Origin of the sequence: Mannheimia massilioguelmaensis (assembly GCF_000940515.1) — a bacterium.
In the GTDB taxonomy this organism is placed as follows: domain Bacteria; phylum Pseudomonadota; class Gammaproteobacteria; order Enterobacterales; family Pasteurellaceae; genus Basfia; species Basfia bettyae.
Map to the genome: position 1 here is coordinate 1 of NZ_CDQL01000006.1, position 23,980 is coordinate 23,980.

The 23,980-nt window shown below is 38.1% G+C and carries 18 protein-coding genes and 1 rRNA gene; 7 read left to right on the forward strand and 12 right to left on the reverse strand.

The window, feature by feature from the left end:
• Nucleotides 1-46: 46 nt before the first annotated feature.
• Nucleotides 47-1,586, reverse strand: a 16S ribosomal RNA gene (locus BN1226_RS04790).
• 351 nt (nucleotides 1,587-1,937) lie between these two features.
• Here BN1226_RS04790 and BN1226_RS04795 point away from each other — a divergent pair.
• Nucleotides 1,938-2,762 (forward strand): DUF5718 family protein, encoded by an 825-nt coding sequence (locus tag BN1226_RS04795; RefSeq protein WP_044470235.1) that lies wholly within the window; start codon nucleotides 1,938-1,940, stop codon nucleotides 2,760-2,762.
• 69 nt (nucleotides 2,763-2,831) lie between these two features.
• On the opposite strand, the gene birA is transcribed toward BN1226_RS04795, so the two are convergent.
• Entirely contained in the window at nucleotides 2,832-3,773 is a 942-nt protein-coding gene (birA, locus tag BN1226_RS04800; RefSeq protein ID WP_044470236.1) for a bifunctional biotin--[acetyl-CoA-carboxylase] ligase/biotin operon repressor BirA, read from the reverse strand.
• Between the two features lie 153 nt (nucleotides 3,774-3,926).
• Between birA and guaB the strand changes: the two genes are divergently transcribed.
• The 3 genes from guaB to guaA all read left to right on the forward strand — a co-directional run bounded on the left by guaB (nucleotide 3,927) and on the right by guaA (nucleotide 7,380).
• Nucleotides 3,927-5,390: an IMP dehydrogenase gene (gene guaB, locus BN1226_RS04805; RefSeq protein WP_044470237.1), complete on the forward strand. Its 1,464-nt coding sequence runs from the start codon at nucleotides 3,927-3,929 to the stop codon at nucleotides 5,388-5,390.
• Between the two features lie 80 nt (nucleotides 5,391-5,470).
• Nucleotides 5,471-5,788, forward strand: coding sequence for a hypothetical protein (locus BN1226_RS04810; RefSeq protein ID WP_044470238.1), 318 nt, complete (start codon nucleotides 5,471-5,473; stop codon nucleotides 5,786-5,788).
• Nucleotides 5,789-5,808: 20 nt separating this feature from the next.
• Nucleotides 5,809-7,380, forward strand: coding sequence for a glutamine-hydrolyzing GMP synthase (gene guaA / locus BN1226_RS04815; protein WP_044470239.1), 1,572 nt, complete (start codon nucleotides 5,809-5,811; stop codon nucleotides 7,378-7,380).
• Nucleotides 7,381-7,868: 488 nt separating this feature from the next.
• Here guaA and cas2 read toward each other — a convergent pair whose 3' ends face one another.
• The 4 genes from cas2 to BN1226_RS04835 all read right to left on the reverse strand — a co-directional run bounded on the left by cas2 (nucleotide 7,869) and on the right by BN1226_RS04835 (nucleotide 14,221).
• Nucleotides 7,869-8,195 carry a CRISPR-associated endonuclease Cas2 gene (gene cas2 / locus BN1226_RS04820; RefSeq protein WP_005760270.1) on the reverse strand — a complete coding sequence of 109 codons (327 nt, stop codon included), beginning with the start codon at nucleotides 8,193-8,195 and terminating at the stop codon, nucleotides 7,869-7,871.
• Nucleotides 8,188-9,105, reverse strand: coding sequence for a type II CRISPR-associated endonuclease Cas1 (gene cas1, locus BN1226_RS04825; RefSeq protein WP_044470240.1), 918 nt, complete (start codon nucleotides 9,103-9,105; stop codon nucleotides 8,188-8,190). Before cas1 ends, cas2 begins: the two co-directional genes overlap by 8 nt.
• Nucleotides 9,106-9,159: 54 nt before the next feature.
• Nucleotides 9,160-12,309, reverse strand: coding sequence for a type II CRISPR RNA-guided endonuclease Cas9 (cas9, locus tag BN1226_RS04830; protein WP_044470241.1), 3,150 nt, complete (start codon nucleotides 12,307-12,309; stop codon nucleotides 9,160-9,162).
• A 253-nt stretch (nucleotides 12,310-12,562) separates the two neighbouring features.
• Nucleotides 12,563-14,221, reverse strand: a complete 1,659-nt coding sequence (locus BN1226_RS04835) for a phospho-sugar mutase (protein ID WP_044470242.1) — start codon at nucleotides 14,219-14,221, stop codon at nucleotides 12,563-12,565.
• A 258-nt stretch (nucleotides 14,222-14,479) separates the two neighbouring features.
• Here BN1226_RS04835 and BN1226_RS04840 point away from each other — a divergent pair, with 258 nt between their 5' ends.
• The 3 genes from BN1226_RS04840 to accA all read left to right on the forward strand — a co-directional run bounded on the left by BN1226_RS04840 (nucleotide 14,480) and on the right by accA (nucleotide 17,159).
• A complete protein-coding gene (locus tag BN1226_RS04840; protein ID WP_044470243.1) occupies nucleotides 14,480-15,106 on the forward strand; it encodes a DUF1919 domain-containing protein in 627 nt (208 codons plus the stop codon).
• A 223-nt stretch (nucleotides 15,107-15,329) separates the two neighbouring features.
• On the forward strand, nucleotides 15,330-16,046 hold the full coding sequence (gene cobB, locus BN1226_RS04845) for a Sir2 family NAD+-dependent deacetylase (protein ID WP_044470244.1): 717 nt from the start codon (nucleotides 15,330-15,332) through the stop codon (nucleotides 16,044-16,046).
• 147 nt (nucleotides 16,047-16,193) lie between these two features.
• Nucleotides 16,194-17,159: an acetyl-CoA carboxylase carboxyl transferase subunit alpha gene (gene accA / locus BN1226_RS04850; RefSeq protein WP_044470245.1), complete on the forward strand. Its 966-nt coding sequence runs from the start codon at nucleotides 16,194-16,196 to the stop codon at nucleotides 17,157-17,159.
• Between the two features lie 142 nt (nucleotides 17,160-17,301).
• Here the strand turns inward: accA and BN1226_RS04855 are convergent, their stop codons facing one another.
• The 6 genes from BN1226_RS04855 to rarD form a co-directional block, all read right to left on the reverse strand.
• Nucleotides 17,302-18,285, reverse strand: a complete 984-nt coding sequence (locus BN1226_RS04855; protein WP_044470246.1) for a peptide ABC transporter ATP-binding protein — start codon at nucleotides 18,283-18,285, stop codon at nucleotides 17,302-17,304.
• Nucleotides 18,278-19,261, reverse strand: a complete 984-nt coding sequence (gene dppD, locus BN1226_RS04860; RefSeq protein WP_044470247.1) for a dipeptide ABC transporter ATP-binding protein — start codon at nucleotides 19,259-19,261, stop codon at nucleotides 18,278-18,280. Before dppD ends, BN1226_RS04855 begins: the two co-directional genes overlap by 8 nt.
• A gap of 10 nt (nucleotides 19,262-19,271) precedes the next feature.
• On the reverse strand, nucleotides 19,272-20,159 hold the full coding sequence (locus BN1226_RS04865) for an ABC transporter permease subunit (RefSeq protein ID WP_044470248.1): 888 nt from the start codon (nucleotides 20,157-20,159) through the stop codon (nucleotides 19,272-19,274).
• Between the two features lie 18 nt (nucleotides 20,160-20,177).
• Complete coding sequence (locus tag BN1226_RS04870; protein WP_005760347.1) at nucleotides 20,178-21,185, reverse strand: ABC transporter permease subunit; 1,008 nt, start codon at nucleotides 21,183-21,185, stop codon at nucleotides 20,178-20,180.
• 138 nt (nucleotides 21,186-21,323) lie between these two features.
• Nucleotides 21,324-22,922, reverse strand: a complete 1,599-nt coding sequence (locus tag BN1226_RS04875; RefSeq protein WP_044470249.1) for an ABC transporter substrate-binding protein — start codon at nucleotides 22,920-22,922, stop codon at nucleotides 21,324-21,326.
• A gap of 181 nt (nucleotides 22,923-23,103) precedes the next feature.
• Nucleotides 23,104-23,979: an EamA family transporter RarD gene (gene rarD / locus BN1226_RS04880; RefSeq protein WP_044470250.1), complete on the reverse strand. Its 876-nt coding sequence runs from the start codon at nucleotides 23,977-23,979 to the stop codon at nucleotides 23,104-23,106.
• Between the last annotated feature and the right edge of the window lies 1 nt (nucleotide 23,980).

The following is a 23,980-nucleotide window of genomic DNA, read 5'->3' on the forward strand; positions in this document are numbered from 1 at the left end:
CTTTCTATCAAACAATCTGTGTGAGCACGTGCAAGTCGGTCTTCGGTAAGGAGGTGATCCAACCGCAGGTTCCCCTACGGTTACCTTGTTACGACTTCACCCCAGTCATGAATCATACCGTGGTAAACGCCCCCGTTTCCGTTAAGCTATCTACTTCTGGTACAACCCACTCCCATGGTGTGACGGGCGGTGTGTACAAGGCCCGGGAACGTATTCACCGCAACATTCTGATTTGCGATTACTAGCGATTCCGACTTCATGGAGTCGAGTTGCAGACTCCAATCCGGACTTAGATGCACTTTCTGAGATTCGCTCCCCCTCGCAGGCTCGCTTCCCTCTGTATGCACCATTGTAGCACGTGTGTAGCCCTACTCGTAAGGGCCATGATGACTTGACGTCATCCCCACCTTCCTCCAGTTTATCACTGGCAGTCTCCTTTGAGTTCCCGACCATGTCGCTGGCAACAAAGGATAAGGGTTGCGCTCGTTGCGGGACTTAACCCAACATTTCACAACACGAGCTGACGACAGCCATGCAGCACCTGTCTCAAAGCTCCCGAAGGCACTCCCGTATCTCTACAGGATTCTTTGGATGTCAAGAGTAGGTAAGGTTCTTCGCGTTGCATCGAATTAAACCACATGCTCCACCGCTTGTGCGGGCCCCCGTCAATTCATTTGAGTTTTAACCTTGCGGCCGTACTCCCCAGGCGGTCGATTTATCACGTTAGCTTCGGGCACCAAGCTTATTGCCCAATCCCCAAATCGACATCGTTTACAGCGTGGACTACCAGGGTATCTAATCCTGTTTGCTCCCCACGCTTTCGCATATGAGCGTCAGTACATTCCCAAGGGGCTGCCTTCGCCTTCGGTATTCCTCCACATCTCTACGCATTTCACCGCTACACGTGGAATTCTACCCCTCCCTAAAGTACTCTAGCTGTCCAGTCTGAAATGCAATTCCCAGGTTAAGCCCGGGGCTTTCACACCTCACTTAAACAACCGCCTGCATGCCCTTTACGCCCAGTTATTCCGATTAACGCTCGCACCCTCCGTATTACCGCGGCTGCTGGCACGGAGTTAGCCGGTGCTTCTTCTGTGATTAACGTCAATCAAGTATTCTATTAAAATACTTGCCTTCCTCATCACCGAAAGAACTTTACAACCCGAAGGCCTTCTTCATTCACGCGGCATGGCTGCATCAGGGTTCCCCCCATTGTGCAATATTCCCCACTGCTGCCTCCCGTAGGAGTCTGGACCGTGTCTCAGTTCCAGTGTGGCTGGTCATCCTCTCAGACCAGCTAGAGATCGTCGGCTTGGTAGGCCTTTACCCCACCAACTACCTAATCCCACTTGGGCTCATCTCATGGCAGGTGGCCAAATAGTCCCACCCTTTAGTCCGTAGACATTACGCGGTATTAGCTACAGTTTCCCGTAGTTATCCCCCTCCATAAGCCAAATTCCCAAGCATTACTCACCCGTCCGCCACTCGTCACCCAGGGAGCAAGCTCCCCTGTGCTACCGTTCGACTTGCATGTGTTAAGCCTGCCGCCAGCGTTCAATCTGAGCCATGATCAAACTCTTCAATTTAAAAAGTTTAATCGCTCAAAATACTGACTTTAATCGCTAATTAAATTAACTTTGTTCAGCACCTTAAGACTTCATATTTTTTTCAAAACCAAATCTTACAAGTGCCCACACAGATTGTCTGATAAATTGTTAAAGAGCAAAAAATAACGACGCACAGTGTTTTCTTATCGTTTCACAACAGTGCGTCGTTGTGTGCTGCGTATTATAGGGATTTCAGAAACCTTTGCAAGCGCTTTTTTCAAAAATTTAAAATTTTTTTTGCTTTTGCATATTAATCAACCAATTTAGATTGTTTTGTGCACAGATTACCAGTAAAGTAATTCATTATTTACTTTATAATAGGTATAAGAAATGAAATATAGAAATATTATTGGCTTAGGTGTAGCTGGGAATTTTGCTGGCCATTTAGAGCAAGCAGGAGAAGCTGCGGACTTTGTTGCTGTAAAAACTGATGAAAAAATCCAACCTAAAGCAATCTTCCCTTTTTATGTGCCTTCTGAAAAAGCAGGTTTCTTATCCATTTATCCTTTAAGTTCAGATACGCTGTCCCACCCTGGTAGTGACTCAGATAATCTTCAAATTGAACCTGAATTGGCGATTCTATTTGATATCGTCTATGAAAATAATAAAGTGGTTAATTTAATACCCTGTGCATTTGGTGCTTATAATGACTGTTCTATTCGTCGTCCAAATGCAAATAAGATTTGTGAAAAGAAAAACTGGGGGGCAAATACTAAAGGTCTATCAAACACTTTATTCCCATTAACAAGTTTTAAAACAGGATGCGAAGTAGATCAATATCATATTGCCTGTTTTCACGAACGTAATGGTGAAACTAATGTATATGGCGTGGATAGCCCTGTGACTGGCTATAGTTATTTTCACGAAAAATTACTTAATTGGATGATAGATCGTATGAATATTCAGCCAGATCAGGGACCAATGAATAATATTGCTGAATTAATCGCTTTGGCTAACTATCCTAAACAAGCGATTATCAGCATAGGCGCAACTCGTTATACTAAATTTGGTGAAACATATTATTTACAAAAAGATGATACCAGCATTGTTGTGGTGTATAACGCTAATAGTTATACGGCACAACAAATTGAAGATATGGCTAAAACTCAAACTTTCCCGAGTGATGTTTCTGCATTGATCCAAAAAGTTATCTAATCTTCAATAAAAAGTGCGGTAAAATTTTTTAAAATTCCGCCGCACTTTTAATTCTCTATAATATAGTAGCTAACTACCTTTTCTCAACGACACTTCACCGCCATTAAATTTCATGATTTCGCCAGATTCTGTTTTAATAACAATGTAACCTCTCTCATCAATGCCTTGATTGACTCCAACAATAATCTGTTTATCCGTAATAACATTAACGAGTTCATTAATAGCAAAATCCATTTCACTCCATTTTTTACGAAAAGTTTCGTCAATTCCATCCCGTTCAAACTGGTCTAAATACTGATATAGTTTATTAACAACCTGAATAACTAATTGATTGCGATCTAAGTGCGGTAGAGATTCGCATAATTCTGCCCAAGGTTGATCAATCAGATGCTCTTGTTTAGGCAAAGACAAATTAATACCGATTCCAACAATTACATTTAATAAGCCATTTTTTCGATTAGCAATTTCAATTAGAATTCCCGCCAATTTACGCCCCGATAAATAAAGATCATTGGGCCATTTTAAATTTATTGCATTTGCCCCCGCACTTTTTAATGCATCCGCAATCGCCATACCAATCACAAGGCTTAACCCATCTAAAGATTTTCTAGGATCAAAGGTCCAATAAAAACTCATAATTAACTGACCGGCAAAAGGTGATAGCCATTGACGACCTCTTCGACCTCGCCCAGCGGTCTGGTGTTCAGATAAACATAAATCGCCTTTTTTTAATTCATCCAAATGTTCAATAATATATTGATTAGTCGAATCAATAATCGGTTTAATAATCACATTGCTTGGTTTTAATGCCTCAGATAAACGGTGTTGATCTAATAAATCTAATTGAGGAATTAATTGAACATCATTTAATGAACTATGAAAATGGAGACCTTGAAATTGTAATGTTTCAAGTTGATCGAGTAAGTCTATTTTTGAAAGGTTTAAAAGTGCGGTAAGTTCTTCAAAAGAATGTGGCTGCCCATCCGCTAAAACTTCTAATAAGGTAGACATAAATTCCCTCAGTAAAAATTTAATTTATCTTTGTATCATACTTTTAACAGAAACTGAATTTTTTTTAAATTTTATTTTCAAATGATTTTGAACCCTGTATAATACGTCCGCAATATTTTTTAACTTAACCTTATAACAAAGAGAGATATTGCAATGTTACGAATCAAACAAGAAGCCCTCACTTTTGATGACGTTCTTCTCGTCCCTGCACACTCAACTGTGCTTCCAAATACCGCGGACCTTTCTACTCAATTAACCAAAACCATTCGTTTAAACATTCCTATGTTATCAGCGGCAATGGATACAGTTACTGAAGCAAAACTAGCTATTTCTTTAGCACAAGAAGGTGGCATCGGTTTTATCCATAAAAATATGTCTATTGAACGCCAAGCAGACCGAGTGCGTAAAGTGAAAAAATTTGAAAGTGGTATTGTTTCTAGCCCTGTTACTGTTCGTCCGACTGCAACATTAGGCGAATTGGCAGAAATGGTGAAAGAAAATAAATTTGCAGGTTATCCTGTTACCACTGAAAATGGTGATTTAGTAGGAATCGTAACTGGCCGTGATACACGTTTTGTGAGCGACAAAGATACATTAGTTGCTGATGTTATGACACCTAAAGAACGCCTTGTTACCGTTAAAGAAGGTGCTGCTCGTGAAGAAATTTTTGAATTAATGCACCAACACCGTATTGAAAAAGTATTAGTTGTTGATGATGCATTCAAATTAAAAGGTATGATTACCCTAAAAGACTTCCAAAAAGCGGAACAAAAACCTAATGCTTGTAAAGATGAATTCGGTCGCTTACGTGTGGGCGCTGCTGTTGGCGCGGGCCCTGGTAATGAAGAGCGTATTGAGGCATTAGTTGCTGCGGGCGTAGACGTACTTTTAATTGACAGCTCACACGGTCACTCCGAAGGTGTGTTACAACGTGTGCGTGAAACTCGTGCTAAATATCCTAATTTACCAATTGTAGCGGGAAACATCGCTACTGCTGAAGGGGCAATTGCTCTTGCTGACGCTGGTGCAAGTGCGGTGAAAGTAGGTATTGGCCCTGGTTCAATCTGTACTACTCGTATCGTGACAGGCGTGGGCGTGCCACAAATTACGGCTATTGCAGAAGCTGCTGAAGCATTAAAAGATCGTGGTATTCCTGTGATTGCTGATGGCGGTATTCGCTACTCAGGCGATATTTCTAAAGCGATTGCGGCAGGTGCAAGCTGTGTAATGGTGGGCTCAATGTTCGCCGGCACGGAAGAAGCTCCGGGTGAAATCGAACTTTACCAAGGCAGAGCATTCAAATCTTACCGTGGAATGGGATCTTTAGGGGCAATGAGCAAAGGCTCGTCAGACCGTTATTTCCAGTCGGACAACGCCGCTGACAAATTAGTACCAGAAGGCATTGAAGGCCGCATTGCTTACAAAGGTTTCTTAAAAGAAATTATCCACCAACAAATGGGTGGCTTGCGTTCTTGTATGGGCTTAACAGGCTGTGCCACCATCGAAGAACTTCGCACCAAAGCCCAATTTGTGCGAATCAGCGGTGCAGGCATCAAAGAAAGCCATGTTCACGATGTAACCATTACTAAAGAAGCACCAAACTACCGTATGGGCTAAGCTATAATACAAACGGTTAGATTTTATAAAATTTTGAATAAATTTAAGCACTTGTATATTTAGTTAGGAGAATAAATCAAATGAAAAAATTAATTTTACTTTCAGTGGTATTTATGATTTCAGCTTGTGCAAATGATTGGTCATCCAGTGGCGTGCCTGATATGTATGAAGGCCAGTCCCAAGAAAGCGTACTGAAAGCCTTACAAAAAAATAATTGGGTCATCAAAAAACAAATGACAGATGAACGTGGCGATCTATATTTAATTGCTGAAGGAAAGCCAACTAAGCAGTTTCAAAATATTTTTGGTGCTAGTTGCCGACAAGGCAAATTTGCAATCTATAAAAAAGAAGGATTACAAGTTCTTGATACCTCTGGATGTGAAAATTCAGAGAAATGATTTACTTAAAGAGAAAACCAATGAACAACATTCACAATCATAAAATTTTAATTTTAGACTTTGGCTCACAATATACGCAGCTGATAGCACGCCGTGTGCGTGAAATTGGGGTTTATTGCGAGCTTTGGGCGTGGGATGTCACGGAAGAGCAAATCCGTGAATTTAACCCAACGGGGATTATTCTTTCGGGTGGTCCAGAAAGCACCACTGAAGACAATAGCCCACGAGCCCCTGAATATGTGTTTAACGCTGGCGTACCTGTGCTTGGCGTGTGCTACGGTATGCAAACCATGGCAATGCAGTTGGGCGGTTTAACTGAAACGTCCGATCATCGTGAGTTTGGTTATGCATCGGTTCAACTACAAAGTGCGGACAAATTATTTGAAAAATTAAATGATGATGTGACCGCTTGCGATCCAAAATTAGATGTTTGGATGAGCCATGGTGATAAAGTGACTCGCTTACCTACTGGCTTCCAAGTTACAGGTGTTACGCCAACTTGTCCGATTGCAGCAATGTCAGATGAAAGCCGCCATTTCTATGGTGTGCAGTTCCACCCAGAAGTGACTCATACCAAAAGTGGCTTAGCATTGTTAACTAATTTCGTAGTGAATATCTGTGGCTGTGAGCGTAACTGGACACCTGAAAACATTATTGAAGATGCAGTAGCTCGCATTAAAGAACAAGTAGGCAATGATGAAGTGATTTTAGGCTTGTCAGGCGGCGTAGATTCCTCCGTAACTGCACTGTTATTACACCGTGCTATCGGCAAAAACTTGCACTGCGTGTTCGTGGATAACGGCTTACTCCGCTTAAACGAAGGCGATCAAGTAATGGAAATGTTTGGCGACAAATTCGGCTTGAACATCATTCGTGTGAATGCAGAAGAGCGTTTCTTAGACGCTTTAAAAGGCATTGATGAGCCTGAAGCAAAACGCAAAACTATCGGCAAAGTGTTTGTTGATGTATTTGATGACGAAAGCAAAAAACTCACCAGCGTGAAATGGCTGGCTCAAGGCACAATTTACCCTGATGTGATTGAATCTGCCGCAAGTAAAACGGGCAAAGCCCACGTAATCAAATCACACCACAACGTTGGTGGCTTACCAGATTATATGAAACTCGGCTTAGTTGAGCCATTACGTGAATTGTTCAAAGACGAAGTTCGCAAAATCGGCTTGGCGTTAGGCTTGCCAGCAGAAATGCTAAACCGCCACCCATTCCCAGGCCCAGGCTTAGGTGTGCGTGTGCTAGGCGAAATCAAAAAAGAATACTGTGATTTATTACGTAAAGCAGATGCGATTTTCATCGAGGAACTCTACAATTCAGGCTGGTACTACAAAGTGAGCCAAGCCTTTACTGTATTCCTACCAGTAAAATCCGTCGGCGTAATGGGCGATGGTCGTAAATATGACTGGGTTGTCAGCCTACGTGCAGTAGAAACCATCGACTTTATGACCGCACATTGGGCACACTTGCCGTATGATTTATTAGGCAAAATCTCCAACCGAATCATCAACGAAGTCAGCGGCATTTCCCGCGTAGTGTATGATGTCAGCGGAAAACCACCAGCAACGATTGAGTGGGAATAAACTTTATTAAAATAAGCCCTTTTTAGGGCTTATTTTTGTTATATTGAAAATAATTTTTCTCGAATATTTAAATAAAACCTATATCAAGTAATTTACTTTTTAATAATAAGTCAAAAAATTACGTTTAATAATACAAGTGTTATATTTCGCAGTACTATAATCACATCATAAGGTAAGATCATTAAACCCTCGTTGTAGCTCCCTTTTTCATTTCGCAGTGCTATAATAATATCAGGGCTGCTAATAAATCCATACTTGTTGTAGCTCCCTTTTTCATTTCGCAGTGCTATAATCGATGGCACTACATTAGCATACAGTTCCATGTTGTAGCTCCCTTTTTCATTTCGCAGTGCTATAATAGGTCTGGAAAACATAAACGGGCTACATTGGTTGTAGCTCCCTTTTTCATTTCGCAGTGCTATAATAGGGATGTTAAAAAGCCTTGAGATACAGCGTTTCAAGGCTTTTTTCTTACATAAAAAATAACACTAAAACAGCAAAAGTTGGTTGGAATTAACCTTTTTTTCTTGCAGTTTTTTCTCACCAACTAGAATTTCCATATTGGCAAATTGCTTTTCTGTGATGGAGATACAGCGAATTGCTCCTTCTTCAGGCAAATGTTCGACTAATCGTTTATGATGTTTTTCCATTGAATCACGACCTCGCACAAGACGTGTGTAAATGGAAAGTTGCAACATTTGGTAGCCATCTTTCAGTAAAAATTGACGAAACTGGTTGGCGGCACGCATTTTTGCCTTGGTTGTGACAGGCAAATCAAATAACACAATCATACGCATAAAAACATTCTCACTCATATTGATGCTCCGCAAGTGGTAAAATTCCAGGTAATTTTAGCAAATCACTATTTCTACTTATCAGAGCAGCTTGTAAAGAACTTACCGTTCGATCTATTGCCGTTAAAGCATTAACTTTTTCTTGTTTAAACAGTAGCTGATAATTCAGCACCTTAATTAAACACTGTTTTAACGTAGGTGATAAATGAAAGGAGAGTTTATCTTCATTGGCGAGCTTAACCACAAGCAAGTCTACCAATGGACGAAATGGTTCGATAAAATCGTCGGATAAATTAAAGGCATTGAGTTCACTGCGATGAAATAAGCCAATTTGCGGTAACCAGCCATACAGTACTAACGCCCTAGCCACAGCCGAACGCATAACCGTATAGCCATAATTTAAGGCACTGTTTACTGCATTTTCATCTTCCGTACGTTTAAATCCTTTACCAAATAAAGTTTGAAAATAAATGACCGCACTTTGAGCCTCTAAATTCTCCTTATCGCCAGATTTCACTTGTTCAGCCATTTTCAATAAGCGGTCAGATTCTATCTGAAATTTGCAAATTTTCAGCACACTGGCTTGATTACGGATTTTCTGCTGTACAATCGCCTGCCATAGTTGTTTTTTCTGTGGCAAACTCGCATCTAGCTGTAATTTTAGCGTTTTTAATTGCCGATGATATTGATTAAACGGCAACCATTGCCCACAAGGCAAAAATTGCTCATCACAAGTTAAAAGCGTAATGCCATACAATCCAAAAGCAGACAATAACGGAATGGTAATCACGGTTTCCCGACTTTCCACCACCACAATCGCAATATCTTCCAACGGCACAGTAAACTCATTGCCCTCTTGCTGAATTAACATTTGATTTTGTTGCAAAGATAATTTTCCACCTTTGCTAATTAAAATACTACGCCAAGTCATAGATTATTCCTTAAATACAAAAATCCCCACACTCGTAAAAGTGTGGGGATTGAATTAACGTACATTTTGTCGTTTAGTTGGACGACAAGGGCGGATATTTTTACCAAGTTCATCGACTTGGTATTTACGAATAAATTTTTGCCCTTGAATACTTAAACGAATAGAAGTTTCATCTTTTTTTCCATATATGTTCGGAATTTTAGCGTTATCATGAAATTTTAAAATCCATCTTCTTTCATCATCTGGACGAATAAAATAAACAAAAACGCTTTTATTTTCATCTTCAGGGTGAGAAATCTCTAATACATCATTCTTAAACAAGCTAAATTGGAATATATAAGAATCGTCCAATAAATCTCCTGTTGTTGTCTCTCTTGGCAAAATATCTTCTGCAACCTGCCAAGCATAGATATTAACAAAATAGTATTTTTTCCCTTTTAAAAATAGATCCGTGCGAACAATATCTCCATTATCGGCAATAGTTTTATTACCTAAATCTACAAATTTATTTTGGGTTTTACAGATTCGAATTGACTTAACTTCTGTACCACCTTTCTTAAAAAATTTTTCTTTAGGCTTATCTCCATATTTCTTAAAATGTTCAACCAGTGATTGATAAAGTTCTGGCTCACGCTCTTTATTCATCATATTATCAAGATTCTTAAGCGTTAGATCAGTTAAAAACTCTTTTTTAATACTCTTTCCTGTAGTATCAAGCTTTCTTGCTGAACGTAATTTCACTTCATGCCCTTGTCCCGTCATTTTGCGAGTAGGCATTCTCGACACAAACAATGGTTGCACAAATTCGTGATTATATTGCGGGTAATCAGGCAAACGATTTTCAAGTTCTAATTTAGGATTCTCACTAAAAATACGAATCTCCACATTTTCTTTGAAAAACTTCCAAGGTGTAGGAAAATGCAGAGGAATAATTTCACCTGTTTCACGATCAATACGTTCACCACTAAATACATTACCCTCTTCATATTTCACAAAGCGAGTAATTTTTTGCTGCATTGCCACCGTTGAACAAGCAATCACCACTGCATCTAAGGCATGATGGCGATCGTTATCATCTCGCACTTTCTGTAACCCCCAACGTCCACGCAATAACGCCGTAATTTGCCCATTTGAAGCAAACACTTTGCGTTTACCTTTACCCGTCAACAACATATTATCAGCAATAAAATTACACAAAAAACGAGCCACATAACGAGTGTCGTTTAAATTCCGTTCAATAAAGCTTTTTTCATCTAATTTATGACTTAAAATATGTTGTTTTTTCCAATGAGAGAAACAGCAAGTTTGTACTCGAGCCACAAAATCTTGCCAACGTTTACTATTATTTTTGCCATCTAACCATTCATAAGGTGTTAAATTACCTTTGTTCTGGTTTTCATTGGCAAGCACTAATACTTTGTTGTTAAAGCTGTCATCCCACGTACGAGAAAAAGGCAGGGCGTGATCCACTTCCACATAGCCTTTTTCCAACAAGCGATTAGGATCAAATGATTTGCCTGAATATAAACATTTCGATTGTTGCAACTCATACAGACGCATTTTCAAAATGTCTTTACCTTTTGGCTCGCCGACAAAATTCGGGAAATATTCTTTGAATTTTTTCACCGCACTTTCACGCTGTTTGCGGTTTTCTTCCTGCTGTTTTTCCAGTTTTTTACGATCTTGATAGGATTTGCCCACTTCACGCCCTGTTTCAATATGAATACGAGCAGGCGAGCCGTATAAACGCACCACCGCATTGATCACTTTGCGGGCTTGGGTCAGTGTGCGTAACACTACAGGATTGCGGATTTCATTAGCTGGAATGGCAGGCAACAAACGGCAAGATTCTGCTGATTTTTTACCATAATGATCGCCATAAACTGTTGAAACCGCTTCATCATAACGTTGCCCCTGTAACATCAATGGCAAAATTTGCTGCAAGGCTTTGAGTGAAAGCTGAATAAATTTATCGAAATTCAGATTTTCCAATAACACGTTCAATACCTTTTCAGACAATTTACCGCCTAAATAATGGCTAATATCATCATCGGTTTTATATAGCGAAAATGCCATACCGATTTCATCAAGCAACGCAGAATCATTTTTAAGCCTATTCCATTCGTCTTTTAAATCTGCCCCATCCAATGCCTTACGAATTTGGTGGTAGGCTTTCATTTCCATTAACGTGGTTTTATTTTCCACCGTTTTTTTATCTTCGCCTTGATAACGCACACCTTTAAAAATTGCTTCATCAGACAATTTCAACAGTGTTCTAACTTGAGCATAAGTGAGTTTCGCTTTTTTATAAGGCTGATCGAGCAAAGCAAAACGCTCGCTATCAGTTAAAGCTCGCTCCGCTCCTTGTTCTAAAATGCGTAAATTGTTCAGTTTCGTCAGCCACACAAAACGCTCGGCAGAGTAGCTATTTTTCGCTGCTTTACATTCGGTTGGCTCAAAAGTACATTTCCCCAACATTTTTAAAATGGCTTCACCTGTCAATGCTGGCTTTTGCCACATTAAAAGTGCGGTCAAATTTTCCAATAATTTTGAAGAAGTGTATTGATTGCCCAATTCGGTTTGACGTTGAAATAGCAATTCCATTTCCGCCAATAAATCCAAACGGCTAAAGGTGTGCGTATAATCCCCACGTTGATTGCGAATATGCCCATCTTCCGCTTGGAACTTATGCACTGCAATTTCCGCTGGCGTGCGATATTCAGCAGATTGTAAAATTTGATGATTGGTCGATACACCTGACAGCAACGCCCCCAGTTCCTTATTTTCACGTTTGCTTTCATTTTTGCGTTGCGACAAATAGCCACGACGTTTCAATAAATGTAACAATACTGCTGCCCATTCTTGGCGTTCTAATTTATGATCTAAGCCTTTTACACGAAATTGCCAAACATCGTTTGGTAAAATCTCATCAACTGAAAGCAGAATATTTTCAGCTTTAAGCAAGCGTTTCGCCTTTTTAATCCGCACTGCACGGCGTTTCACTGAACGGCGAGAAGAACGAGCCAAACGACGAGCTAACGCCAAACTTTCACCTGTTTTTGCTACTTCAGCTCGCTCAAAAGTACGCACGCCCACATCAATTAAGCGAAGCGGATTTCCCTGCTCATCAATCTCCACTACAGCCCAACCCACAGATGCTATTCCTAAATCTAGACCTAAAATATAGTTTAATGGTTTAAACATATTCGTTATTCTCACACTCATTAGAATTGAATATTATAGACTCTACTTTTACCATAATATCAATAGAAAATATATTGACTTTCAGCTAGTGCCTAGATATTATTTTCCCGTTGTAATAGCACTGCGAAATGAAAAACGTTGTTACAATAAGAGAAAAATTTCTCGCAACGCTCTGCCCCTTGGACTTCGGTTCAAGGGGCATCGTTTATAAAAAAAGCGAACATATTTGTTCGCTTTTGTTTAGTTTTTATTTTTAGCAATCTTGTTTACCATATTGCTCTTGTCTAAGCATTGCTCTCACTGATGCATCAAAGTTTGCTAATACTTGGTCTGCATCTGCTGAATCTTTGCCTTTAGCGTCTAAGTAGAATTTGATTTTTGGTTCTGTTCCAGATGGACGTACAATTAAGCGACTTCCATTTTCTAACATAAATACCAAAATATTATTTTGGCGTTCAGTTTTTAAATGATCGAGTGCTTGTGTAACTTTAAACCCGCCAATTTCAGTTGGTGAATTGTTACGAAGTGCGGTCATTAATTTAGAAATTTCACTAAGATCACTAACACGAATTGAAATTTGTCCGCTCACATAAGCACCAAAGGTTTGGTTAAAATCTTCCATATAATCTAGAATAGTTTTACCTTGATGTTTTAAGTAACGAACTAAATCTAAGAACATAACGGCAGCTGAAATACCATCTTTATCACGGACTTTATCCGGATCCACTAAGTAACCTATTGCTTCTTCAAAGCCAAATAGTAACCCTTTTACTTTACCAATATATTTAAAGCCTGTTAGGGTTTCTTCAGAGTCTAAATTATATTTTTTAGCAATTTCTGCTAGTGCTGGTGAGGAAACTAATGAACAAGCTAGCACGCCCTTTTTATTTTGGGCATGATATTGTTGAGCTAAATACCAACCAAATAAGCAACCTAATACATTACCATGTAAACTTTTCCAATTGCCTTGAGCATCAGGGATAGCGACTGCCAAACGATCCGCATCTGGGTCATTAGCAATAATGAATTCTGCATTTTTCTCTTTTGCCACTTTAATCGCTAAATCCAATGCACCTTTTTCTTCTGGGTTTGGAAAATTCACAGTTGGGAATGTGCCATCAGGATAAATTTGTTCTGGCACTAATTGTGGCTGAGGTAAACCTGCTTTTTCAAGCGTTTTACTTAAAACTTCATAGCCTACGCCATGCATAGCCGTATAAACATAATTAATTTCAGATGATGGCTGTTTTGCTAAGGCGGCTGTTTTTTCAATATATGCATTCACTACTTCATCATCTAAAACAACAATATTTTGACTACGAGGTAAATCAGCAATACTTCCTTCCGCTACTTTATTAATTAATGCTGCAATCTCTTTATCTGCTGGAGAAACAATTTGTCCACCACCATTTTCTTTACCTAAATAAACTTTATACCCATTATCATCTGGAGGATTATGGCTTGCAGTAACCATAACACCTGCTGAAGTGTTTAAATGATTAATCGCATAAGCTAACACTGGTGTTGGTAATTTACGAGGTAATAAATAGGCTTTTACTCCTGCACCAGCCATAATTTCAGCCGTGTCACGAGCAAAAACATCCGAATTTTTACGTCCATCATAACCAATCACAATAGATGGTTGTTTATCGTAGCCTTTAATGTATTCAGCCAAACCGCCAGCAGCTTGTACAACTAAAACACGGTTCATCCCCATAGAACCTGCTTGTAAGCGTCCACGTAAACCCGCAGTACCGAATTCCAAACGTCCATCAAAACGGCTTTCTAGTTCAATTAAAGCTTGTTCATCACCTAGTTTTGTTTTTTCAATTAATTGAGATAATTCTGCACGAGTTTCACTATCGGGATCTTGTGCTAACCACTTCTCAGCAATATTTAAAATAGTTTTCATCGTTCTTCCTTTCGTTTTTGAACAAATATGAGTAAAAATGTTATTAGCCTATCGGAAAATAAAGAAAATTCAAATGTTTTATTATACTTTTCTTTTCTATTTGTGATCTATTTCGCAAGCAAACGGTTGCTGGTATTTATATGAAAAATAAAAGAAAATTTTGCGGAATAAGACCGCACTTTTATTTCATCTCATAATGAGTAAAATAATCCTAATTGAAGTCTAAAATTTTACCCTATTAGCTAGAGAATAAATATCATGCAAAATTTAATAAAAAAAGCAATCAATAGATTTTTACGTCAATCCATTAATCAAAAAGATCGTCAACATCTGACAAACCATGATATGACTGTAATTTCCAGTAATTGCAATGGTGCTTTTATCTTGCATGATTTAGGCGAAAAATTTAATTCACCTTTTGTGAATTTATATTTAGAGCCTGCTGATTTTATTAAATATTTGCAAAATATTGATCATTATATGCAAGCTAAATTAAATTTTGTGGCTTCCGATAAGCATTATCCTGTAGGGAAATTAGAAGATCTAACGATCCATTTTATGCACTACCATTCTGAAGATGAGGCAAGTCGTAAATGGGCAGAACGAACTAAACGGATGAATTTAGATAATCTTTTTATTTTAATGACAGATCGTGACGGTTGTACTTATGAGCACTTACAAGCCTTTGATGCACTGCCGTTCCCAAATAAAATAATATTTACTCACAAAAAATATCCAGAGTTTGCATCTTCACTTTATATTCCTGGTTTTGAGCATCAATCACAAGTAGGAGATTTGTTTGAATTTTCAGGTTGGAATGGTAAAAAATTTTATGACCAGCTAAATTATGTCAACTGGTTTAATACCGGCAAATATCAAAAATAACAATATTCTTAGCCATTTTCTTTGCTATAAAAGGCAATGAAATTTTATAAAATTATTTAATTTAATAGTGCGCTATAAAAAACCAAAATTTTCGGCTTTGCCACCGCACTTTACCAATCTTAAATTACTCTACAATTTTTTGATCCATATCTATATTTAATTGCCCAATTTTATTGAGATAGGAGTATCATAAAACAGTTGATTTTATATTGAGAGTTAAGCTATGCCAAAATTACCTAAAATTGTTGTATTAACTGGCGCGGGTATTTCAGCTGAATCAGGAATCCGCACCTTTCGTTCTGAAGATGGGTTATGGGAAGAACATCATATTGAAGATGTTGCAACACCTGAAGGTTATGCCAGAAATCCTCAGTTAGTGCGTGAATTTTATAATGGTTTACGTCATAAATTATTTGATCCTAAAATTCAACCTAATGCGGCACATCTTGCACTTGCAAAATTAGAAGAAAAATTCGGCAATAATCTGCTAATTGTTACACAAAATATTGATAATTTGCATGAACGTGCAGGCTCAAAAAACGTTATTCATATGCATGGTAGTTTATTGGAGCTTCGTTGTGAGCATTCAGGCAAAGTGTATGCGTGGGAAAAAGACTGGACTGCGCAAGATAAATGCACTTGTTGCCATACTCCTCAACCTTTGCGTCCTAATATTGTATGGTTCAATGAAATGCCTCTGGCAATGGATCGTATTAATGAAGAAATTCGCGATTGTTTATATTTTATTTCTATTGGAACCTCTGGAAATGTATATCCTGCCGCAGGTTTTGTACAAGAAGCTAATTTCAATGGTGCTAAAACCATTGAATTGAATCTAGAACCTAGTAAAGGTCGAGCAGCTTTCAGAATTGGTCATTACGGACCTGCAACTGAAGTTGTACCTAAATTCGTCGAAGAAATGCTTTTTTTATATTGCTAATTTGTTCATAGTCAAAGTGGATAAACCTCATAAAAAATCACAGATTTTTATACCAAAAGAGCGTAAAATAAGTCTCACATTTGCACCACTATAAAAATACTGGTAAAGTGCAATTATTATTTTGTGTTAAGGATATTGAGAACAAAAATGAGTCAACAAAACCAAACTGAATATTTAGATTTTGAACTACCGATTGCTGAACTTGAGGCAAAAATCGAATCATTACGTTCTGTGACAGATAAAGATAATAAAATCGATCTTAATGATGAAATCAAACGATTACAGAAAAAAAGTAAAGAATTAACAAAGAAAACTTTTGCTGATTTAGATGCATGGCAAGTTTCTCGTATGGCTCGCCATCCTAATCGCCCTTATACCTTAGACTATATTTCTCGTATTTTCACAGAATTTGAAGAATTGGCTGGTGATCGTGCTTTTTCTGATGATAAAGCTATTGTTGGCGGGCTAGCTCGTTTAGATGGACGCCCAGTAATGGTTATTGGTCACCAAAAAGGTCGTACAGTAAAAGACAAAGTGTTACGTAATTTTGGCATGCCCGCACCTGAGGGCTATCGTAAAGCATTACGTTTAATGCAAATGGCAGAACGTTTCCGCTTACCAATTATTACCTTTATTGATACTCCTGGAGCTTACCCTGGAGTAGGTGCTGAAGAACGTGGACAATCTGAAGCGATCGCTCGAAACTTACGTGAAATGTCAACGTTAACTGTACCAGTTATTTGTACTGTTATCGGTGAAGGTGGTTCTGGCGGTGCCTTAGCCATCGGTGTTGGTGATAAAGTTAATATGTTGCAATATAGTACTTACTCTGTGATTTCTCCTGAGGGCTGTGCTTCAATCCTTTGGAAAAGTGCAGAAAAAGCTTCAACCGCAGCAGAAGTCATGGGGCTAACTGCAAGTCGTCTAAAAGAATTAAATCTAATTGATAATATTGTTCAAGAGCCTTTAGGTGGTGCACATCGTCATTATGATGAAATGGCTAAAGCCTTAAAAGAGCGTATTTTAAATGATTTAGAAGAATTAGATACACTTGATAAAGAAAGTTTATTAGAACGTCGTTTTGAACGTTTAATGAATTATGGTTATGTATAAGCCAGCTATTTAAGATAACACAAAAAGAAAACGGTAAGATATTGTCTTACCGTTTTTTATTACGCGCTGATAATTATAAAATTGAGAGCAAAGTGCGGTAAAATTTACAAAAATTTTCTATTCCACTACCGCACTTTTTAAATTAATCCACCATAAAACAAGCAATACGAGTGCCATCTGGATAGGTTTTTAATACAGGCTGTTCTTGTCGGCATTTGTCTGTTGCTAAACGACAACGAGCATGAAAAGCACAACCTTTTGGCGGATTCAATGGGCTCGGTAGTTCCCCTTCCAATTTAATACGCTCTGTGCGTAACTCAGGCGATAATCTTGGTGTAGCGGAAAGCAAAGCTTGAGTATAAGGATGGCGTGGATTTTGGAAAATAGACTCCACTGTTCCTTGTTCTACACAACGCCCTAAATACATCACCATGACTTCATCAGCAATATGCTCTACTACAGAAAGATCGTGGGAAATAAACACATAAGATAATCCCATTTCATGTTGTAGATCCATCATTAAGTTTAATACTTGAGCACGTACTGAAACATCTAATGCAGAAACAGGTTCATCTGCAACGACGATATCAGGTTGTAGCATTAGTCCTCGAGCAATAGCAATACGTTGACGCTGACCACCAGAGAACATATGTGGATAACGATCATAAAATTCTGGGCGAAGCCCTACTTTAGCCATAATTTCTAGCACTCGTTTTTTCCGTTCTGTAGCGGAAAGATCAGTATTAATGACTAAAGGTTCTTCTAAAATTGTCCCAATTTTCTTGCGAGGATTCAGTGAACCATAAGGATTTTGGAAAACAATTTGAATTTTTTGACGACGTAATTTCTGTGTGGCTTTATCATTAACTAAAAAATTTTGCCCGTTATAAAATAATTCTCCTGCTGTTGGCGTTTCAATCATCGTTAAAAGGCGACCTAATGTCGATTTACCACAACCAGACTCTCCTACCACAGCTAAAGTTCTGCCACGCTCTAGACGGAAAGAAACACCATCTAAAGCCTTGACCATTTGAGGTTTAGCAAATAGCCCTTTCTTCACAGGATAATATTTTTTAAGTTTGACAGCATCAAGCAATGGTGCTGTTTGATTCGGTTGCTCAGTCATTACTTGGTTCTCCTTGTGCATTTAATGGTGTATGGCATTTCACACGACCTGAATCTAACTGTCTTAATTCAGGTTCTACTTGACGACAATGCTCTGTCGCATAAGGGCAACGTGGATTTAACAAGCAACCTTGCGGTCGATCATATTTGCCAGGAACTACACCAGGCAAAGAATCTAAATGAGATTTACCTTCTGCAAACTCGGGTAAGGATCTTAATAAAGCTTGAGTATAAGGATGCTTAGGTGCCTTGAAAATTTCATCTGCAATTCCTTCCTCAACAACTTGACCTGCATACATCACAATAATACGATGAGCAGCCTCGGCGACTAAGGCTAAATCATGGGTTATCAGCACTAATGCCATATTTTCTTGTTTTTGTAGACTTAATAATAAATCTACAATTTGTGCCTGAATGGTAACATCTAATGCAGTTGTCGGCTCATCAGCAATTAATAGTTTCGGTTTACACGCGATAGCCATAGCAATCATTACCCGTTGTGACATCCCCCCAGACAACTGATGTGGATAAACCTCTAATCGTGATTCAGGGGCAGGAATGCCAACTTGTTTGAGTAATTCAATTGTGCGTTCACGGCGTTGTTTTTTACTTCCACCTTGATGTGCTTTTAGTGCCTCCATAATCTGATAACCAACGGTATAGCAAGGATTTAAACTGGTCATTGGATCTTGGAAAATCATTGAGACTTCAGCTCCCACTAATTTCCTTTTTTGTTTTTCCGTTAAGCTTAATAAATCTACGCCATCAAATGAAAGAGACTCTGCTGAAACACGTCCCGGATAATCAATTAACCCCATAATAGCTAAAGAACTAACAGATTTACCCGATCCAGATTCACCTACGATTCCTAATATCTCACCATTATCAATGGAATAACTAATACCATCTACCGCTTTAAATGGTATGTTGTGATCGCCAAAATGGACAGAAAGTTGGTTTACATTTAATAATGACATCATCCTCTCCTTACTGTTTTAATTTTGGATCGAGTGCATCACGTAAGCCATCACCCATTAAATTGAATGCTAATACGAGAAGCAAAATAGCAATGCCAGGAATCGTCACTAACCAGTTAGCTGATTGCATAAAGCTACGAGCTTCTGCCAACATTGTACCTAGCTCTGGAGTAGGCGGTTGAGCGCCAATGCCTAAAAAACCGAGTGCTGCTAATTCTAGGATAGCATTGGAAATTCCCATGGTCATTTGCACAATCAGTGGAGCCAAGCAATTAGGCAAAATAACGATAAACATTAATCGTAATACGCCCGCACCAGCGACTCGAGATGCCATTACATAATCACGATTTTTTTCATTCAATACAGAAGCACGAGTTAATCTTACATAACTGGGCACAGAAACTATTGCGATGGCAATTGCTGCATTAAATAATGAAGGCTCAAGTATGGTGACTAATGCAATAGTTAATAATAAACTTGGAATTGCCATCATAATATCAACCATACGCATAATCACGATATCAACCATGCCACCGTAGTAACCTGCTAAAACGCCAAGCAAAATGCCAAGTACACAAGATAATACGACAATGATCAAGCCAATAAATACCGACAATCTTGCACCATAAATAATACGAGAAAGAATATCACGACCAATATCATCTGTTCCTAATAAAAATGCACTAGAGCCTTTTTCTAACCAAGCAGGTGGTAACAATAAGGCATCTCGATGTTGAGCAATTGGATCATAAGGAGAGACATATTGCGCGAATACACACACAAAGAAAACCACAGCAATAAAAGCCAATCCAATGACAGCACCTTTATTCTGTTTAAAATAATACCAAAATTCCTGTAACGGCGTTTTAGGTATAGGTGAAATTATTTCAGTTGCCATTAAAAGATCCCACAAATTCTATGAATTATGGCGGATACGCGGATTCACCACGCCATAAAGCACATCAACAAATAAATTTACAACAATAATAATCGTAGCAATAATTAAAACTGAACCTTGTAATACAGGGTAATCACGAGCATTAATAGCATCAATGATCCACTTGCCAATACCCGGCCAAGAGAAAATATTCTCGGTTAATACTGCCCCTGATAAAAGCTGTCCAACAATTAAACCAACGACAGTCACAACAGGGATCAATGCATTACGTAAAGCATGGATAATAACGACTCTTGTGGTGCTTAAACCTTTTGCTTTCGCTGTACGAATATAGTCTTCCCCTAATACTTCCAACATAGATGAACGTGTCATACGTGTTACTACTGCAAGAGGGATAGTACCTAAAACAATAGCAGGCAAGATAAGCGATTTAATTGCCGCTACAAAAGCACCAGGTTCTCCCGAATTCCAAGTATCAATCAACATAAATCCTGTATCAAAATCGATCCAAAATTCATCGGATAAACGACCTCCTGCAGGTAGTCCAAAGAAATCAGACACATAAAGAATTAGAATTAATCCCCACCAGAAAATAGGCATTGAGTAACCTGTTAAAGAAAGTGCGGTGACTGAGTGAGATATCCAACTATCCTTCTTTACCGCAGCAATGACACCAAGAAATATTCCTACAATCAGTGACCACAACAAAGCAAAAAAAGCTAATTCAACTGTTGCTGGAAATAAGGTAAAAAATTCTTTTAATACGGGTTCATTATTTCTAAATGACTGACCAAAATCGCCCTGTGCAATACCTTTAACATAATTAAAATACTGCTCTGCCAATGGTTTATCTAAGCCCATTTGTGACATCATTTGTGCATGAACAGCAGGGTCAACGCCACGTTCTCCCATACGAATTTCCACAGGATCGCCTGGAATTAAATGGACTAAAGCAAACGTAATTAAAGTAATGGCTAAAAATGTAGGAATAACCATTAGAATACGTTTGAGAACAAATTGAAACATAAAAACTTCTCGTTAGGTTTTGTTATCATTAGGATATGAAAGTGCGGTCAAAATTTGAAAATTTCTATTTGATAAAAAGAATATCAAAGCAATTCTCATCAACAAATTTTGCGATTTTATACCGCACTTTTAATAGCGTTATTCAGCTAAATCAACACCATAGAAGTTATGTAATGCAAAAGGACTCATTACATAACCTTTTACTTCTTTACGAATTGGTTCATAGTTCACTGAATGCGCAATGGTGATCCAAGGTGCTTGTTCTTTGAATAAAACTTGAGCTTGTTTATAAAGATCTGTACGCTGTGCTTTATCTGAAACTTGCGCAGCTTTAGTAATTAAAGCATCAAAGTCTTTATTACAGAATTTCGCATAGTTAGATCCCTGTGCTACGGATGCACAATTTAATAAAACACCGAAGAAATTATCAGGATCGCCATTATCACCGTTCCATCCCATGAAGCCTGTTGGATGTTCACCATCACGCATACGTTTCAGATATTCACCCCACTCATAACTGACGATTTTACTCTTCACGCCGACTTTTTCCCAGTCAGCCTGGATCATTTCAGCTGCACGACGTGCATTAGGGTTGTATGGACGAGAAACTGGCATTGCCCAAATTTCAGTTTCAAAGCCAGCTTCTAAACCAGCTTCTTTTAATAAAGCTTTGGCTTTTTCTGGTGAATATTCATAATCTTTAACCTCATCGTTATAGCTCCACATGGTAGAAGGGATTGGATTTTTAGCTACCGTTCCAGCTCCTTGATATACCGATTTAACAATGGCATCTTTATTTACCGCATAGTTCAAAGCTTGACGAACTTTGATGTTATCAAATGGTTTTTTCTGAACGTTAAAGTTTAAGTAACCAATATTTAAACCTGGTTGTTCTAGCATGGTTAAATTAGCATCCGCTTTCATTTTTTCAATATCTGCTGGATTTGGATATGCCATAACCTGACATTCATTTTTTGCCAACTTAGCTGCACGTACCGTAGCATCTGGTGTAATTGAAAAAACTAAACGATCTACTGGTGTTTTGCCTTCCCAATAATTTTCAAAGGCTTTATAACGAATCGTAGAATCTTTTTGATAAGAGACAAATTCAAAAGGCCCTGTACCTATAGGTTGAGCATCAACTTTTTCTGGTGTTTTCGCTTTTAGCATCGCATCTGCATATTCTGCTGAAAGAATTGAAGCAAAATCCATAGCCAAGTTAGCAACAAAAGGCGAATTAGGAACGTTTAAAATAAATTTAACCGTATAGTCATCCACTTTTTCCACTTTATTGATGATATTCGCCATATCCATACCTGCAAAATATTCATATTGACCACCAGATACTTTGTTATATGGATTATTTTTATCCATTTGACGAGAGAAAGAAAAAACAACATCATCAGCATTGAAATCACGTGTTGGTTTAAAATCTTTGTTACTGTGAAACTTCACACCTTTACGCAAATGGAAGGTGTATTCTTTGCCATCTTCTGAAATATCCCAACTTTCAGCTAGCGAAGGAACCACATTAGTTTTACCTTTCTCAAAAGCTGTTAGACGGTTATAAATGGCTTGACCAGATGCATCAATACTGGTGCCATCTGTGACCAATTGTGGATTAAAGTATGAAGGTGAAGCTTCAGAACAATACACTAAGGTTTTAGAGCCAGCTGAAGCTCCCATTGACACTGCTAATGCAAGTGCAGATAGAGTAAGTTTTGTTAATGTTTGCATAATAATTTTCTCATAATTAAAGGAAGTTAAACGATTGCTTAATGCAAGATAATATTACAAAAAGGCGAATTAATAATCTATAGGATCGTTCTTTTATTTAACAAAAGAAAGGAGCATTGAAATATTATTCAATTTATTTATCTCAAATTAAGATAAATTAACGTTTGAATATCCCACAACATTAAATAGATTGTCGCTTAAAAGCAACTACGCCATCAATAATTAATAACACAATGGCAATCGTTAAGCAGAACATTAACATATAAGAGTTAGATTGCAAAGACTCTCCGATGATGAAAGAGACAATTAGCATAGATAAAGGTTCTAAATAGCCTAATAAACCTAATAAATTGATAGGAATAAGTTGGCTACACAGAATGTAAAGAATTAATGCAACACCACCAACGAGACCTAATAAAAATAACCAAAGATAAAAATTGGCATTTTGTGCATAAGAATAACTTAGATCTACTTGTGCAACAAAATAAATACCAGAAGGAATAAGAATCAACATTTCTAATAAGAAAACTGATAAGGTTGCCAGTTTGAATGTTTTTCTTAAGCCAAAATAAACTGGGTAACCAATGCAAACTAACGCACTTTCCCAAGAAAATACGCCAGTTAAAATAACTTTGCTCACAACACCAATAGCTGCGAATAAGATTGCTACTTTTTTCCAGCGAGAAAGGCGCTCTTTATAAAAAACTTTACCAAATAACACCATGACTAATGGCATTAACAAATAACCAATAGATACATCTATCGCTTTACCATTATTCGGTGCCCACAAATAAAGCCACATTTGTATCCCCATTGATGTTGCCGTGATAAGCACGATGATAATTAACTGGGGTTCCGTGACTAGCCGTTTAAGCAGTAAAACAAATTCTTTTTGTTGGTTAAGCAAAATTAGTGCCAATATAACAAAGGGGGTCGTAACAAACAAACGCAATCCATATAAACCTTCACCTGATACAGGTTGAATTAAGGTGGCAAGGAAATATACTCCACCAAATAATAGCGAAGAAATAATGGAATAAATAATGCCTCTAATCATA

What these genes read in the sequence shown, in the direction of transcription:
- accA (WP_044470245.1), top strand. Translation starts at nt 16,194, where the DNA reads ATGAGTCAACAAAACCAAACTGAATATTTAGATTTTGAACTACCGATT.
- BN1226_RS04795 (WP_044470235.1), top strand. Translation starts at nt 1,938, where the DNA reads ATGAAATATAGAAATATTATTGGCTTAGGTGTAGCTGGGAATTTTGCT.
- BN1226_RS04875 (WP_044470249.1), bottom strand. Translation starts at nt 22,922, where the DNA reads ATGCAAACATTAACAAAACTTACTCTATCTGCACTTGCATTAGCAGTG.
- cas1 (WP_044470240.1), bottom strand. Translation starts at nt 9,105, where the DNA reads ATGACTTGGCGTAGTATTTTAATTAGCAAAGGTGGAAAATTATCTTTG.
- cas2 (WP_005760270.1), bottom strand. Translation starts at nt 8,195, where the DNA reads ATGAGTGAGAATGTTTTTATGCGTATGATTGTGTTATTTGATTTGCCT.
- BN1226_RS04810 (WP_044470238.1), top strand. Translation starts at nt 5,471, where the DNA reads ATGAAAAAATTAATTTTACTTTCAGTGGTATTTATGATTTCAGCTTGT.
- guaB (WP_044470237.1), top strand. Translation starts at nt 3,927, where the DNA reads ATGTTACGAATCAAACAAGAAGCCCTCACTTTTGATGACGTTCTTCTC.
- birA (WP_044470236.1), bottom strand. Translation starts at nt 3,773, where the DNA reads ATGTCTACCTTATTAGAAGTTTTAGCGGATGGGCAGCCACATTCTTTT.
- BN1226_RS04835 (WP_044470242.1), bottom strand. Translation starts at nt 14,221, where the DNA reads ATGAAAACTATTTTAAATATTGCTGAGAAGTGGTTAGCACAAGATCCC.
- BN1226_RS04870 (WP_005760347.1), bottom strand. Translation starts at nt 21,185, where the DNA reads ATGTTTCAATTTGTTCTCAAACGTATTCTAATGGTTATTCCTACATTT.
- dppD (WP_044470247.1), bottom strand. Translation starts at nt 19,261, where the DNA reads ATGTCATTATTAAATGTAAACCAACTTTCTGTCCATTTTGGCGATCAC.
- BN1226_RS04855 (WP_044470246.1), bottom strand. Translation starts at nt 18,285, where the DNA reads ATGACTGAGCAACCGAATCAAACAGCACCATTGCTTGATGCTGTCAAA.
- BN1226_RS04840 (WP_044470243.1), top strand. Translation starts at nt 14,480, where the DNA reads ATGCAAAATTTAATAAAAAAAGCAATCAATAGATTTTTACGTCAATCC.
- rarD (WP_044470250.1), bottom strand. Translation starts at nt 23,979, where the DNA reads ATGATTAGAGGCATTATTTATTCCATTATTTCTTCGCTATTATTTGGT.
- cas9 (WP_044470241.1), bottom strand. Translation starts at nt 12,309, where the DNA reads ATGTTTAAACCATTAAACTATATTTTAGGTCTAGATTTAGGAATAGCA.
- guaA (WP_044470239.1), top strand. Translation starts at nt 5,809, where the DNA reads ATGAACAACATTCACAATCATAAAATTTTAATTTTAGACTTTGGCTCA.
- BN1226_RS04865 (WP_044470248.1), bottom strand. Translation starts at nt 20,159, where the DNA reads ATGGCAACTGAAATAATTTCACCTATACCTAAAACGCCGTTACAGGAA.
- cobB (WP_044470244.1), top strand. Translation starts at nt 15,330, where the DNA reads ATGCCAAAATTACCTAAAATTGTTGTATTAACTGGCGCGGGTATTTCA.